This is a genomic window from Rathayibacter sp. VKM Ac-2928 (assembly GCF_022815545.1).
In the GTDB taxonomy this organism is placed as follows: domain Bacteria; phylum Actinomycetota; class Actinomycetes; order Actinomycetales; family Microbacteriaceae; genus Rathayibacter; species Rathayibacter festucae.
The window spans coordinates 138,434-152,828 of record NZ_JALGRU010000001.1; the positions used below are offsets into that span (position 1 = coordinate 138,434).

Genomic DNA, 14,395 nt, shown 5'->3' on the forward strand with positions numbered 1-14,395 from the left:
GGCGCTCGAGGATGGAGAGTGGAACGGTCGTGCACGAGGAGCGGCGGGAGACCGCGGAAGTGCGGGAGAGGACGCCCCGTTCTGGCGTCAGTCTAGGCAGTCGCCGACAGCCGATCCGGTGGTGAGCAACCGCTGCTCCGCCCCCGTCCGAGTGTCAGGCCGGCCGTAGACGAACCCCTGCACATCGGTCACTCCGAGCTCGCGCAGCACCGCGACCGTCTCCTCGTCCTCCGCCCCCTCGACGATCATCCGCACCCCGACCGCGACCGCGAACGACTGCATCGCCCGGACGATCTCGCGCTGCCGCAGCTCGGTCGTCAGATCGGCGATCAGGGCGCGGTCGAGCTTCACCACGTCGAGGGGGAACGTCGCCACGGCGAGTGCCGAGGAGCCCTCCGTGCCGAAGTCGTCCAGCGCCAGCAGCACGCCCGCGTCGCGCAGGAGCTGGGCCTGCGCGCGCAGCTCGTCCGTCGCCGCCGCGAGCGACCCCTCGCTGAGCTCGAGGCAGAACCGCAGGCCCGGGAACCGCTCGGGCACGGCCGCGAAGTACGGGCCGAGCCGCTCGGCGGCGAGCTGCTCCAGGTCCGCGTTGACGCTCATGCACTCCACCCCGGCGCCGGAGTCGCGGAAGCAGGCGGCGGCGGACATCGCCTTCTCCACCACCTGGACGGTCAGCTCGTCGAGCAGGCCGGCGTGCCGCACCGTCCGGATCAGCAGGGACGGGTCGATCCGCCCGAGCACCGGGTCCTCCAGCCGCACGAGCGCCTCGTAGGCCCAGATCCGGTCGGTGCCGAGATCGACGACGGGCTGGAAGGCGAGGTCGAGGGTGCGGTCGCGGAGGGCGCGCGACGCCACCTCGCGCACCGGGTCGGTCAGCACCGAGGTGACGTCGAGGCTGCTCGAGCGCCCTCGGCCGCTGCGGCCCCGCCCGCGCTTGAGCGCGAGCATGCTGCGGTCGGCCTCGATCACGATGGTCGTCGGGTCCGTCTCCTCGTGCGCCGAGAACGCGACGCCGACGGTCACGACCGGGGCGAGGGTGTCGCCGTCGACGGTCGCCGGCTCGCTCACCCGCTCGACCAGGGCCTGCACCCGCCGCCGCGCGTCCTCGGCCGAGTCGAGTCCGCGCAGGACCAGCGCGAACTCGTCGCCGCCGACCCGCGCGGCGACTCCGCCCTCGTCGGCCACCTCCGCGAGTCGCTCCCCGACCAGGCGCAGCATCTTGTCGCCGACGTGATGCCCGCGGCCGTCGTTGAGGTCCTTGAAGTCGTCCAGATCGAGGAAGAGCACCGCGATGCCCTCGAACGGCCGCCGGTCGCGGTTGGCGGCGGCGAGCGCCGACTGGAACACCCGCTGGTTCGGCAGCCCGGTCAGCGCGTCGTGGTCCACGGAGCGCCGCAGCGACTCGACGTCGTAGCGGGTGCTCAGCGTGTCCGCGCCCATGTGCGCGAGGGCGTCGAGGATCTGCTCGTCGTCGTCGTTGAAGGGGATCGCGCTCACCCGCTTCGATGCGACGACGTACCGGGTCCGGCCGTCGGGCAGGAGCATGGCGGAGGCGATCTCCCGCCCGGAGGCGGGCTCGTCGCGCACCTCGATCGCGTCCGCCTCGATCGAGGTCAGCGCGTGGCGGACGATCTTGCGCTCCGCCTGCTCCACCGTCCCCCAGGGCAGCGCGAGTGCCGCGTCGAGCACGCCGGCGAGCCGACGCCGCACGCCGCGCACCTCGATCCGCTTCGCCACGCCGAAGACCAGCGCGCCGACCACCAGGACGACCATCGGGCTCTGCTCGATGGCGGGGTCCCCGGCCATCGCCGGCACGACCACGGCGTCGAGGAACCAGACGGCCGTGCTCAGCAGCCAGACCAGGAGGAGGTAGAAGCCGACCCGCTTGGGCGACAGGGCGCCGAAGCCCCGCTCCCACTGCATCCCCCAGCGGCCGCGCTGGCGGAGGAGGTCGACGAGCAGGATGACGGCGAGGAAGAGCGCGCTCGCCGCGAGCAGCGCGATCGGCGGCGTCAGCACAGCCCTCCCCGCCTGGAAGACGATGACGTAGAGGAGCGCGGCGAGGGACCCCAGTCCCGTGACGTAGCCCGCGACCGCGAGGTTCCGGGTCTGCAGCAGCTGGGTGACCAGGCTCGCCGCCGTCCAGACGCCGAGCAGGCGGAACGGGTCGGCCTCCGGCTGCATGATCACGAGGAGCGTGACCGTCAGGCCCGCGACCGGCATGCCCGAGCGGCGGCCGAGGGCGATCCGGAAGGCCGCGGTGAGCGCGACGGCCACGCCGAACGCGGCGACGAACGCCCAGCTGACCGGCGGCGTGATGATGAGCAGGGCCGTCGCACGGGCGATGAGCACGAGCGCGAAGAGGCTCAGCACGCCCGCGATCGCCAGATCCAGGAGGCTCAGCTCGCGCGTACGGGGCATGGTGGCATGCTAGGCCGTGGGTCGTTCCGCGCCGCCTCCGCCGGACTGTCGACGATCCCTGCGGCCCCAACGCCCCACTTCGGAGGTCGGCACCGCCTCCTCGACCCGTCGACTGTGAGCGGATGCCCCCTCTCACCGCACTGACCGCCGACCTCACCCGTCGCAGTCTCCTCGCCTCCCCCCTGGGCGCCGCCGCGGCCGGCACCGCCCCCTCCGACCCCGTCCTGCACTCCGAGATCGCCTCCCCGGGCGGAGTCGCCGGCCTCGACTCCACCGCCACCGTCCCCGTCGCGCAGCTGCCCGAGGCGGTGCGCACCGTCTCCGGCGAGCGCCCCGTCGCGAAGGGCGAGCTCGTCTACAACGTCCAGGACTACGGCGCGACGGGCGACGGCAGCACCGACGACCTCCCCGCCATCGACGCCGCGATCGACGCGGCCGTCGCCAGCTACGGCGGAACGGTCTACTTCCCGCGCGGCATCTACCGCATCGCCGGATCGATCGGCCGCGCCGAGGGCCTGGCGAGCATCGCCTTCCGCGGCGCGGGCGAGCTGTCCACCCGGATCCGCTCGCTGACGAACGCCCCCGTCGTCACCGGCGCCTTCTCCGCCTGCCGCTTCGACAACCTGATCCTCGACGCGAACGGCCTCGGCTCGCCCTGCGTCTCCGCGCACCTGGACAAGACGGTGCTCGACTCGCTGCAGCTCTACGGCTGGACCGACTACGGCATGCGCCTGAACGACGGCACCTTCGGCGACCTCGGCCTGCTCAACCGCATCCAGCGCTGCAGCATCGACCAGTGCACCGGCACCGGCATCTGGACCGGCTACCGGATGATCGACTCCTGGATCGTGGAGAACAACATCGGCGCGAGCTACGCCGACCTCTCGATCGAGGGCGGCCCGATCCGGATCCTCGGCAATCACCTCGACGGCTCGCCGCAGATCAACATCGAGCTCCGCGGCAACCGCCGCATCACCATCGCGAACAACATCATGGAGGGGGCGCGCCGGCAGTCCCTCGTCTACACGATGCCGCCGTGGCTGACCGAGGACCTCGCGCAGATCCAGATCGTCGGCAACGCGATCAGCAACGGGGGCAAGGCCGCCGCGAACACCTACCCCGCCATCGCCATCCTCGGCGTCTCGCCGACCGCCCGCACCGTCGGCTTCAGCATCACCGGCAACATCTTCGCCTGCGAGGACGCCGGCTCCGGCTGGACCCACTGCGTCGAGGCCCTCAACGCCCGCGCCGTCTCCGTCCTCGGCAACCAGTGGGCGACCGGCCACGTCAACGCCAAGCCCGTCCGCGCCGTCGGCAGCACCGCCTACGAGGTCATCGGCAACCACGGCGACAACGCGGTGAAGACCACGTAGCCGCCGATCGAGCGGACCCGCCGCACGGGATGCTCGGCATGCCGGTCGAGCAGCCCCGCAGGGGCGTATCGAGACCCACCCGCCTGAGCAGAACTGAGTCTGCAGACCCGTCCGCCGACGCTGGTGGATCTCGATACGCCCGCAGGGCGGCTACTCGATCAGCATGCAGGCGCCCCGCCCGAGCCGTGGGCGGCCGCGCTCCATGCTGGTCGAGTAGCCCCGAAGGGGCGTATCGAGACCCACCCACCCCCGAACCTCTGCCACCGTGTCCCCATGCCCCGACTCGACGCCTCCACCACCGCGCACGTCGACGCGATGCACCACCCGCGCCGCGAGCAGATCGAGCGCACGCGCGAGGCGGTCCTCGCCGCCGACGAGCGCCTGGTCGAGTCGGTGAAGTGGAACGCCCCGAGCTACGCGATCGGCGCCCACCTGGTGACCCTCCGCCTCCGCCCCGGCGACCGCGTCGAGGTGATCCTGCACCGCGGCACCGCGCCCCTCCCGGACCGCCGCCTCGCCGACGCGCTGTCCGACCCGGACGGCCGCCTCGACTGGCGCGCCCCCAACCGCGCCGTCCTGGCACTCGCCCCCGGCGAGGACCCGTCCTGGCTCACCCCCCTCGTCGCACAGTGGCTGGCGGCCGTCTCCCCGCGCTGACCCGCTCGCCCCTCTCCCGACCGCCGACCCCCGGCACCACCTCCGGCACGCCGGAACCGCCCGATCCCACGAGCCGAACCCCGATTCCGCGAGCCCGAGGTCACCCGAGCCGCGCACCCGCCCCGCGCGTCAGCGCCAGGCCAGCGCCGACCGCTCGGCCCAGTACTCCCCCGGATCCTGCGCCGGCAGCCCCTCCGGCAGCGCGCCGGCCCGCGCGCGCACGTTCTCCCGCAGCTGCTCCGGAGTCGCCGCCCCGCTGAGCACCGCGTCGGCCCACGACTGCCCGAGCGCCGCACCGAGCGCGAGCTCCTCGGGAACCCCCTGCAGCCCCCGCAGCACCTCCGGCGCCCGGTCGCCGACCAGCCGCCCGTTCGCGAGCGCCTCCTTCACCACCACGGTCCACCCCGCGTCGTGCGCCTCGGCGAGCGCCGCCCCGGCCGAGCGCTCGAGCAGGTTCCAGGTCGTCTGAACCGTGCTGAACGGCGAGTCCGGGATCGCCAGGGCGAGCCGGATCGTCCGCGCCTGCTCCGGCCCGCTCGTCGACAGCCCGACCGCGACGCCCGACCCGGCGAGCCCGCGCAGCCGGTCGAGCAGCGCCCGGTCCACGAGCGCCGGGCTCTCCGGCGTGATCGAGTGCACGAGGTAGCGGTCCGGCGCGCTCCCCAGCGCCGCGAGGGTCGCCGACCACTGGCGCTCGAGCATCGCGACCGAGTGCTCCTTGCGCTCGTGCACCTCAGCGTCCATCGCCCAGCCGCCGACGTACTCGTAGCCCCACTTCGACTCGACCGTCAGCTCGGCGCGCCGCTCCGGATGCTCCGCCAGCCACGCGCCGAGGAACTCCTCCGCGCGCCCGTACGACCGAGCGACATCGAAGAAGCGGACGCCGAGACCCCACGCGGTGTCGAGCAGCTCGTGCGACCGCGCGCGGAGGGCGTCGACGCTGCGCCCCTCCGGCGGCCCGAGATCGCCGTCGCGCCCCGCGGTGATGTAGGCCGGTCGCCCGACGGCGGCCAGGCCGAGGCCGAGGCGGGGAGTGCGGGATGCCATGGTGCTCGTTCCGTCCGGGGGTGCCTCCACCGTAGCTACCGCCCGCCCACACCGCCCGCGCATCCCGCCCGCCCCGCTACCGTCGAGCGGTGACCACCACCGACCGCCGCACCCTCGACCGCAGCATCCTGCGGCTCGCCGTGCCTGCGCTCGGGGCGCTGATCGCCGAGCCGCTGTTCCTGCTCACCGACTCCGCCCTCGTCGGCCACCTCGGCGCCGTGCCGCTCGCCGGCCTCGCCCTCGGCGGAGCGGTGCTGCAGACGATCGTCGGCCTGATGGTGTTCCTCGCCTACAGCACCACTCCCCGGGTCGGCCGCGCGCTCGGCGAGGGCGACGAGCGCCGTGCCGTCGCGGCCGGCATCGACGGCGGCTGGCTCGCGCTCGCCCTCGGCGCGGTCATCGCGGTCGCCGGAGCCATCGCCGCCCCCGCCCTGATCGGCCTCTTCGGCGCGGAGCCCGCCGTCGCCGACGCGGGCGTCCGCTACCTCTCGGTGAGCATGGCCGGCATCCCCGCGATGCTCGGCGTCTTCGCCCTGACCGGCCTGCTCCGCGGCTTCCAGGACACCCGCACTCCGCTGATCATCGCGGGCGGCGGATTCGTGGTGAACGCGGCCCTGAACGCCGTGCTGATCTACCCCGCCGGCCTGGGGATAACCGGGTCCGCCCTGGGGACGGTGATCGCCCAGTGGGGCATGTTCGGCGCCTACGCGGTGATCGCCCTGCGGCTCGCCAGCCGCGTCGGAGCGCCGCTGCGCCCGCACCCGGCCGGGCTGCGCGCCTCCGCCGGCTCGGGCGGCTGGCTGCTGCTGCGCACCGCCTCGCTGCGCGCCGCCATCCTGCTCGCGGTCGCGGTCGCCGGCTCGCTCGGCGCGGAGGAGCTCGGCGCGTTCCAGGTCGCGATGACGCTGTTCTCCACGGTGGCCTTCGCCCTCGACGCCGTCGCGATCGCGGCGCAGGCGCTGCTCGGCCGCCTCCTCGGCGAGGGCGACCCGGCGCGCGCCCGAGCGGTCGCGAAACGCTGTGTGACCTGGGGAATCGGCGCCGGAGTCGCCCTCGGAGCGGTCATCTTCGCGACCAGCGGAGTGCTCCCGTTCGTCTTCTCGAGCGACCCCGACGTGCTCCGCCTGCTCCCCGCCGCCCTCGTCGTGGTCGGCCTGACGGCTCCGCTCGGCGGCTTCGTGTTCGTCCTGGACGGCGTGCTGATCGGCGCCGGCGACGGCCGCTACCTCGCCCTGAGCGGCCTCGTGAACCTCGCCGTCCTCGCCCCGCTGGCCCTCCTCGCGCCCCTCGCGCCCGAGGACTGGCGCCTCCTGGCCCTCTGGATCGCCTACGCCGCGGGCTTCCTCGGCGCCCGCGCGCTCACCCTCGGCCTCCGCTTCCGCGGCGACGTCTGGCTCCGCTGACCCTCGAAGAAAGTTTCGAACACCCTGTGGACAACCCTGTGCACAACTCCGGGTGACCCCCGCGTCCACCCCCTCCCGCGAGATGCCACTTATGAGCCCGACACGCCGCAGAATCCGCTCACAAGTGGCATCTCGCGGAGGGAGTCAGCGCGGCGGCGCGCTCGTGGTGCCGAGATGGAAGACGGAGGTGAAGCGCACCGGCTCGGCCTCGTCGCCGGCGATCAGCGCGAGGACGGCGCGGGCCGCGGCCCGGCCCTTCTCGACCGCGGGCTGCACCATCGTCGTCAGGTCGTACTCGGCCGCGAGCCCCGGCACCTGCACTCCGTCGAAGCCGACCACCGACACCTCGGCCGGTACCCGCAGCCCGAGCTGCTCGGCCGCGAGGACGACCCCGGCCGCCAGCAGATCGCTCTGCGCGATCACGGCCGTCGGCGGCTGGGCGGCATCGAGCAGCACCCGCCCGGCGGCGACCCCCTCGTCGACCGTGCTCGCCCCCGCCGCCACGACCTCCAGGTCGCCGAACACGTCCTGCGCCCCCAGCAGTCGCTCGACCGCCGTGATGCTCGGACTCGAGCGCCAGTCCGCCGGGATCGGGCCGCGGCGGCGGTCCTTCGCGAAGGGCAGCGAGACGACGGCGACGCGCTCGTGCCCGAGGTCCCGCAGATGCTCGGCCAGCGTCCGGGTCGCCTCCCGGTTGTCGAGGGAGACGACCGCAGCGCCGAGGTCGGAGACCCCCTCGACCACCACGACCGGCACGCCGCGGCGCCGCAGCACCGCCACGGAGTCGTCGACGGAGGGACTGCAGCCGACCAGGATCATCGCGTCCACCGGCGCCGTCGCCAGCAGCCCCGAGCCGCCCTCGGTCTCGGTGAGCAGCAGGATGCCCGCGCCGGCCCCGCCGAGCACGTCGGCGATGCCGTCGAGCATCGCGATCTTGATCGGGTCGCGGAAGGCGTGCAGCACGCGCTCGTCGACGACGACCCCGACGATCCCCGAGCGCCCACGCCGGAGCGACTGCGCCCGCGGATCCGGTCCGGCGTAGTCGAGCTCGGCGGCGGCCTGCAGCACCCGCTCGCGGGTCGACGCCGCGACCGGTCCGGAGCCGCTGAACACGAGCGACGCCGTCGACGGCGACACGCCCGCCCGGCTCGCGACCCGCGCGAGGGTCGGGCGCGACGTCGGCGATCCGCCGCTCTTCGACTCCACGGCCTTGCTCGACTCCACGGTGCTCCTCGTCCCCGACCCGGAGGGCCGGCGCCGGGCGACCCGTCCTTGACCGGTCCCGGCGTTCCGGATAGCTTAGACCGGCCCGCATCGAATCGATTCGATCATCGTCGATCAGGCCCCCACGACCGCCCCGCGATCAGCCAGGACCCCGCATGCCCTCGACCTCCGCCCTCAGCCGCCCGCAGCTCATCGCGTGGCGCAACGCCGTCTTCACGATCTTCGTGCTGAGCGGCCTCTCGATCGCGACCTGGGTCTCGCGCACCCCCGCCATCCGCGACGAGCTGCAGCTCCCCACCTCCGGCGTGGGCCTCCTGATCCTCTCGATGTCGATCGGCGCGATCGTCGGCCTCAGCCTCTCCACCGCGATCATGTCGGCCCTCGGCGCCCGCCGCGGCATGGTCGCCGGACTCGTCGTCTGCTCCTCCGGTCTCGCGCTCCTGGGCCTCGCGGCGGACGCGTTCGGCGCACTCCCCCTCGCCTTCGCGGGCATGGTCCTGCTGGGCTTCGGCAACGGCGCGGTCGACGTGATGATGAACGTCGAGGGCTCTGCGAACGAGAAGGCCTTCGGCAAGACCCTGCTCCCGCTCTTCCACGCCTTCTTCAGCCTCGGCACCGTCCTCGGCGCGATCCTCGGCGCCGCCGCCTCCGCGCTCGCCGTGCCGGTCGCCGCGCACCTCTCGGGCGTCGCCGTCGTCGTGGTGATCACCGTCTCCGTCGCGATCCGCTTCGTCCCCGTGCGCGACGAGCTCGACACCTCCGGGGTCGCCGTCGTCGCGAAGGCGCCGGTCCGCGAGCGCGTCGCCGCCTCGCTCGGCGTCTGGCGCGACCGCCGCCTGGTGCTGATCGGCCTGATCATGCTGGGCATGGCCTTCGCGGAGGGATCAGCCAACGACTGGCTGACCCTCGCCATGGTGGACGGCCACGGCACCGACAAGACCACCGCCGCCGTCGTCTTCGGTGTCTTCGTCGCGGCGATGACCGTCGGCCGCGTGCTCGGCGGCCCCGTGCTCGACCGCTTCGGCCGCGTGCCCGTGCTTCGCGCGTCCGCCGGCCTGGCGATCGTCGGCATCCTGCTCTTCATCCTCGCGCCGGTCGACGGCCTCGTGATCGCCGGAGCGGTCGCCTGGGGGCTGGGCTGCTCGCTCGGCTTCCCGGTCGGCATGTCCGCCGCGGCCGAGGGCCCGCATTCTGCGGCCCGGGTCAGTGCCGTCGCGATGCTCGGCTACGTCGCCTTCCTGGTCGGCCCGCCCGCGATCGGCTTCCTCGGCGAGCACTTCGGCCTCCTCAACGCGCTGTTCCTGGTGCTCGCGCTCGTCGTCCTCGCCGGGCTCGCCTCGCCCGCCGCCCGCCCGCAGAAGGAGCCCGCGGAGCGCGTGCAGGACGGCGCGCGAGCATGAGCGCCCCCGGCCTCGAGCCCTGCCGCGTCGCCGTCGTCACCGGGGCGAACCACGGCATCGGCGCCGCGATCGCCGAGCGCCTCGCCGCCGACGGTCTGTCCGTGCTGGTCGCCTTCCTCGCCGAGGAGCTGCCGGAGTACGAGCCGGAGCGCCAGCGTCTCGCCCACCGCACCGACGGCGAGCAGGTCGCCGAGCGGATCCGCGCCGCCGGCGGCCGCGCCCGCGCCGTCTCCGCCGACCTGCGCGACGCCGCCTCCGCCGCCCTGCTCCTCGACGCCGCGGAGGAGTCGCTCGGCCCGGTCGACGTCCTCGTGCACAACGCCACCGGCTCCGTCATCGACACCTTCCGCACCCGCCCGAACGACTGGATGGGCCGCCCCCAGCGCCGCGTCGACGCCGCGAGCATCGACCGGGTGCTCGACATCGACGCCCGCGCCGGCGCACTGCTGATCGCCGAGCTCGCCGAGCGGCTGGAGCGCCGCGGCGGCCACGGCGGCCGGATCGTCACGCTCACCTCGGGCGGCGAGCGCGGCTTCCCCGGCGAGGTCTCCTACGGCGCCGCCAAGGCCGCCCTCGTGAACTACACGATCTCCGCCTCGCTCGAGCTCAGCCCGCTCGGCGTCGCCGCCAACGCGGTCCACCCGCCCGTCACCGACACCGGCTGGGTCACCGACGACGTCCACGCCGCCGTCGCCGCGAACGACGCCTTCTTCGACGTCGCCCGCCCCGACGAGGTCGCCGACCTCGTCTCCTACCTCGTCTCCCCCGCCGGCCGCCGCGTCACCGGCAACGTCCTCCGCATGGCCTGACGCGCGCCGACCCCGGAGGGGCCCGCTTCATGCTGGTCGAGCAGCCCCGCAGGGGCGTATCGAGACCCACCGCCCCAGCACGACGAGCCTGCACTCCGCCCTGCCGACATCGCCGGATCTCGATACGCCCTCTGCGAGGGCTACTCGATCAGCATGAATCCACTTCATGCTTGTCGCCCAGCTCCGCAACCGGACCCTCTCATGTTGGTCGAGCAGCCCCGCAGGGGCGTATCGAGACCCACCCGTCCGACCGCTCCCGACCGCCCCCGTCTATCCTCGACGGGTGCGTCTCGTCATCGCGCGCTGCTCCGTCGACTACACCGGCCGTCTCAGCGCCCACCTCCCCCTCGCCACCCGACTGCTGCTGGTCAAAGCCGACGGCAGCGTCCTCGTGCACTCGGACGGCGGCTCCTACAAGCCGCTGAACTGGATGAGCCCCCCGTGCATCCTCAGCACCGGCGAGCCCGACGAGGACGCCCGGGCGGCCGGCGTCCACGAGCAGTGGACGGTCACGCACCGCAAGACCGGCGACGCCCTGGTCGTCTCGATCCACGAGGTCCTGCACGATTCGGCGCACGAGCTCGGCGTCGATCCCGGCCTGATCAAGGACGGCGTCGAGGCGCACCTGCAGCGCCTGCTGGCCGAGCAGATCGATCTGCTCGGCGAGGGCCACACCCTCGTCCGGCGCGAGTACATGACGGCGATCGGACCGGTCGACATCCTCGCCCGCGATTCGAGCGGCGCCTCCGTGGCGGTCGAGATCAAGCGCCGAGGAGAGATCGACGGCGTCGAGCAGCTGACCCGCTATCTCGAGCTGATGAATCGCGATCCGCACCTCTCTCCGGTCACCGGAGTCTTCGCGGCGCAGGAGATCAAGCCGCAGGCGAGGACCCTCGCGCAAGACCGCGGAATCCGCTGCGTCGTGCTCGATTACGAGTCGATGCGCGGCGTCGACGATTCGCACACGCGCCTCTTCTAGCGCTCGCGTCCCCCTTTCCAGGGGCTCTGCGAGAATCCACGAGCGGTCGCGGAGAACAGCACGCGAAAGGCCCCGTCGACGGATCGACGGGGCCTTTCGACGATGCGGGCGCGACCTCTCGGTGCGCCCGGCGCGGCTCTACTTGTGAGCGGCGGCGTAGGCCGCCTGGACCTCGGCGGGGATGCGACCGCGGTCGGACACCTGGTGTCCGTTGGCGTTCGCCCACTCGCGGACGGCCTTCAGCTGCTTGGGGTCGCTCTTCGACGCCGAGGCGACCGACGTGGCGGCAGCGGGGCGCGAGCCGACGCGGCGGCCGTTCGAGACGAACTTCTCGAGCACGGAGTGCAGCTCGGCGATGTTGTCCGGACCGAGGTCGATCTCGTAGTTGGCTCCGTCGATGCTGAAGCGGACGGTGCCGCCGTCCCCGGAGTCGATAGGGGTTCCGTCGATATCGTCGACAAGCGTGATCTTCTGGGCCACTTTTCCTCCTGGATGTCACTGACAGGAGGAGACATTACCCCCTCCTGTCGGCGGTCGAGCACTTATCGGCGCCATTCGTCCGATTCTCCGTCGTCATCTGCGCCGATACTCAGGATAAGCGTCGCAATCGGCCTGAGAATCGGCTCATCTCCCCGGCATCCGTCGTATAGCGCACTCGGACATCGAATGCGCGCGATTGTCGCGACAGATTCGAGAGATGGCGCGAACCCGGATACCGTGAAGACATGCCCCGGAGGAACGGACCCCCTGCCCGCCCGTCGCGACCCGGCCCGTACCGCAACACGGCGGCCCGCGAAGCGCTCGAGGCACTGGTCGCCGACGCGACCGCGGAGGGGGTCGAGCGCCTCCTGGCCGCCTGCCTCGAGGGCTCGCTCGTCGTCGATGTGACCGGCTCGCAGCCCGGTGGCGTGCCGCACGTGCGCGTGGTCGCGACGACCACCGGCGAGCAGGTGCTCCCGCTGTTCACCTCGACCGACGAGCTGCGCGCCGCCGTCCCCCGGCAGCAGCACCCGCGCGTGCAGATGCTGGTCCTGCCCGGCCGCGAGGCGTTCGCACTGATCCGCACCGCCGACTTCGTCGCCGTCCAGCTCGACGCCGGCTCGATCGCCCAGGTCGTCGCCCGGTCGTTCATCGAGCAGTCCCTCGACGCCCCGGCACCGTAGAGTGTTCCCCCCGACGGGGCACACCGCCGGGATCACGACGTCCCTCCGAGGGCAGGAGCCCGCCATGTCCGACACCACTCTCGCGCCCGACGCGCAGCCCGGCATCGAGGCGACCTGGAGCTGCATCCTCTTCGATCTCGACGGCACGATCACCGACTCGGCGCCCGGCATCACCGGCACCCTCGTCGACACCTTCGTCGAGCTCGGCCGCCCGGTGCCCACGCCCGTCGAGCTGCTCGCCTACGTCGGACCGCCGCTGCTCGACGCGTTCCGCGAGCTCGGCGGGATGAGCGTCGACGAGGCGCAGGCCGCCCTCGTCGTCTACCGCCGTCGCTACAACGCGGGCGGCCTCTTCGACTCCAGCGTCTACCCCGGTCTGCCGGAGCTGCTGGCGGGCATCGCCGCCGCCGGCATCCCGCTCTCGCTCGCCACCTCGAAGCCGGAGTCCGCCGCGCGCCGGGTCCTCGAGCACTACGGCCTCGCGCAGCACTTCACGATCATCTGCGGCGCCTCCGAGGACGAGGTCCGCAGCGCGAAGGCGGACGTCGTCGAGGAGGCGCTGCGCCGCCTCCGCGAGATCGGCGTCGACCTCTCGACGCCCGTCATGGTCGGCGACCGCGAGCACGACGTGCACGGTGCCGCCGCGCACGGGGTGCCGACGATCATGGTCGAGTGGGGCTACGGCTCCCCGCTCGAGGCGGTCGGCACGATCGCGGTGGCCTCCGGCGCGGACGAGCTGCGAGCGCTCCTGCTGCCCTGAGGCCGGGCGCCCTTCGCGCCCCGCGCCCCGTACGATGAGGGCATGACTGGTCTGGGCGTCGTCCTCTCTTTCGTGCTGTTCCTCGGCGGCATCCTGGTGCTCGGCAACTCGTTCCTGCTGCCCGATCTCGCCGGCTTCCTCTTCTTCGGCGGGATCCTGATGATCTCGGCGTCGCTCGCGCTCGCCTTCCACCTGCTGCCGAAGTCGGAGTAGCGCCCGGCGCCCCGCCGGCGATCGGACCGGCGCCGGCGGTCAGCCCAGGTAGTTCGCGTCGAGGTTGATGACGTTGCCGATGTAGACCGCCTCGCCCGCCCCCGCGACCCCGGGGTTCATCCGCAGGAGCTGCTGCACGGGGATCCCGAAGCGCTGGGCGATGTCGAAGAACGAGTCGCCCTCGACCACGGTGTAGGTCACGATGTCCCCCGCGGCGTTCGTCGTCGGCTCCCCGCTCGCTCCCGGGATCGCGCCGTTGTCGACGGCGAACGCCGTCTCGGGGATCACGGGCACGTCGTTCGGGGTGAAGGTGACGGTCGCCTCCGGCACCGGCACGAACACCGTGGCGGTCGACTGCGGAAGGGCGGCCGTGACGGTCGGATCGGGAGTCGGCGTCGCCGTGGCGTAGACCGTCACCGTGGGCGCCGGAGCCGGCGCCGAGCAGCCGGCGAGCACCCCCGCGGCCACCAGCGCGAGCAGTGCGCCTCCCAGAACTCGTGCGCGCATGTGCTCCCCCTCGTCGCGCCCACCCCCGGGCGCACGGATCCACCCTAGGAGACGTGCAGGGCGCGGCGATGCCGGACGACGCTCGGAAGCAGGCGTGCGGCGCGGATCAGGCGTGCGGCTCGGGCAGCAGCCGCAGCCCGCCGCCGCCGTTCGCCGCGTCCATCAGCACCTCGACCCAGGACGGGTTGATCGTGGGCTGGCGGCTACCGGCGAAGTGGAACTGCAGCGCGATGTTCGGGTTCATCCAGAACGAGTGGCGACCGCGCGCCCCCTCGGGCATCGAGTCGAGGGTGAGGCTGAAGCGCTCGTCGCGCCGGAACTTCGCGTAGACGACGATCTGCAGGTGGGCGAGGGTGCGGTCCTCGATCTCGATCACGGCCGGCGGTGTGCCGTAGAGGAATTGACCCATGACGCCAGCCTATCCCTAGTCCGGCTCTTT

Annotated in this window: 15 protein-coding genes; 9 read left to right on the plus strand and 6 right to left on the minus strand. The window is 73.1% G+C overall.

From position 1 onward, the window contains the following. Positions 1-87 precede the first annotated feature (87 nt). Complete coding sequence (locus tag MT350_RS00630) at positions 88-2,421, minus strand: bifunctional diguanylate cyclase/phosphodiesterase (RefSeq protein WP_243599378.1); 2,334 nt, start codon at positions 2,419-2,421, stop codon at positions 88-90. A gap of 122 nt (positions 2,422-2,543) precedes the next feature. Here MT350_RS00630 and MT350_RS00635 point away from each other — a divergent pair, with 122 nt between their 5' ends. Beyond that, complete coding sequence (locus MT350_RS00635; protein ID WP_123447204.1) at positions 2,544-3,794, plus strand: glycosyl hydrolase family 28-related protein; 1,251 nt, start codon at positions 2,544-2,546, stop codon at positions 3,792-3,794. A gap of 273 nt (positions 3,795-4,067) precedes the next feature. Further along, positions 4,068-4,451 carry a DUF1801 domain-containing protein gene (locus MT350_RS00640; protein WP_243615232.1) on the plus strand — a complete coding sequence of 128 codons (384 nt, stop codon included), beginning with the start codon at positions 4,068-4,070 and terminating at the stop codon, positions 4,449-4,451. 129 nt (positions 4,452-4,580) lie between these two features. Here MT350_RS00640 and MT350_RS00645 read toward each other — a convergent pair whose 3' ends face one another. After that, positions 4,581-5,498 carry an aldo/keto reductase gene (locus tag MT350_RS00645; protein ID WP_243599380.1) on the minus strand — a complete coding sequence of 306 codons (918 nt, stop codon included), beginning with the start codon at positions 5,496-5,498 and terminating at the stop codon, positions 4,581-4,583. A gap of 89 nt (positions 5,499-5,587) precedes the next feature. On the opposite strand from MT350_RS00645, the gene MT350_RS00650 reads away from it, so the two are divergent. Next, positions 5,588-6,901, plus strand: a complete 1,314-nt coding sequence (locus MT350_RS00650) for an MATE family efflux transporter (RefSeq protein ID WP_243599381.1) — start codon at positions 5,588-5,590, stop codon at positions 6,899-6,901. Between the two features lie 144 nt (positions 6,902-7,045). Here MT350_RS00650 and MT350_RS00655 read toward each other — a convergent pair whose 3' ends face one another. Further along, positions 7,046-8,125, minus strand: coding sequence for a LacI family DNA-binding transcriptional regulator (locus tag MT350_RS00655; RefSeq protein ID WP_243599382.1), 1,080 nt, complete (start codon positions 8,123-8,125; stop codon positions 7,046-7,048). Between the two features lie 155 nt (positions 8,126-8,280). Here MT350_RS00655 and MT350_RS00660 point away from each other — a divergent pair, with 155 nt between their 5' ends. The 3 genes from MT350_RS00660 to nucS all read left to right on the plus strand — a co-directional run bounded on the left by MT350_RS00660 (position 8,281) and on the right by nucS (position 11,313). Continuing rightward, entirely contained in the window at positions 8,281-9,525 is a 1,245-nt protein-coding gene (locus MT350_RS00660) for a sugar MFS transporter (RefSeq protein ID WP_243599383.1), read from the plus strand. Then, complete coding sequence (locus MT350_RS00665; protein ID WP_243599384.1) at positions 9,522-10,334, plus strand: SDR family NAD(P)-dependent oxidoreductase; 813 nt, start codon at positions 9,522-9,524, stop codon at positions 10,332-10,334. The genes MT350_RS00660 and MT350_RS00665 overlap by 4 nt, the downstream gene beginning before the upstream one ends. Before the next feature lie 283 nt (positions 10,335-10,617). After that, positions 10,618-11,313, plus strand: a complete 696-nt coding sequence (gene nucS, locus MT350_RS00670; protein ID WP_123706083.1) for an endonuclease NucS — start codon at positions 10,618-10,620, stop codon at positions 11,311-11,313. A 138-nt stretch (positions 11,314-11,451) separates the two neighbouring features. Here nucS and MT350_RS00675 read toward each other — a convergent pair whose 3' ends face one another. Then, the gene (locus MT350_RS00675) at positions 11,452-11,793 is read right to left on the minus strand and encodes an Lsr2 family protein (protein WP_123447211.1); all 342 of its coding nucleotides are present in this window, start codon (positions 11,791-11,793) and stop codon (positions 11,452-11,454) included. 245 nt (positions 11,794-12,038) lie between these two features. Here MT350_RS00675 and MT350_RS00680 point away from each other — a divergent pair, with 245 nt between their 5' ends. The 3 genes from MT350_RS00680 to MT350_RS00690 all read left to right on the plus strand — a co-directional run bounded on the left by MT350_RS00680 (position 12,039) and on the right by MT350_RS00690 (position 13,449). Continuing rightward, positions 12,039-12,476 carry an SseB family protein gene (locus MT350_RS00680; RefSeq protein WP_123447212.1) on the plus strand — a complete coding sequence of 146 codons (438 nt, stop codon included), beginning with the start codon at positions 12,039-12,041 and terminating at the stop codon, positions 12,474-12,476. A gap of 64 nt (positions 12,477-12,540) precedes the next feature. Beyond that, a complete protein-coding gene (locus MT350_RS00685) occupies positions 12,541-13,236 on the plus strand; it encodes an HAD hydrolase-like protein (protein ID WP_127887889.1) in 696 nt (231 codons plus the stop codon). Between the two features lie 42 nt (positions 13,237-13,278). Next, positions 13,279-13,449 carry a hypothetical protein gene (locus MT350_RS00690; RefSeq protein ID WP_164874567.1) on the plus strand — a complete coding sequence of 57 codons (171 nt, stop codon included), beginning with the start codon at positions 13,279-13,281 and terminating at the stop codon, positions 13,447-13,449. A 39-nt stretch (positions 13,450-13,488) separates the two neighbouring features. Here the strand turns inward: MT350_RS00690 and MT350_RS00695 are convergent, their stop codons facing one another. Together MT350_RS00695 and MT350_RS00700 are read right to left on the minus strand one after the other, a co-directional pair. After that, on the minus strand, positions 13,489-13,956 hold the full coding sequence (locus MT350_RS00695; protein ID WP_243599386.1) for a LysM domain-containing protein: 468 nt from the start codon (positions 13,954-13,956) through the stop codon (positions 13,489-13,491). Between the two features lie 106 nt (positions 13,957-14,062). Next, positions 14,063-14,365, minus strand: coding sequence for an ATP-dependent DNA ligase (locus MT350_RS00700; RefSeq protein WP_123447216.1), 303 nt, complete (start codon positions 14,363-14,365; stop codon positions 14,063-14,065). Positions 14,366-14,395: the final 30 nt, after the last annotated feature.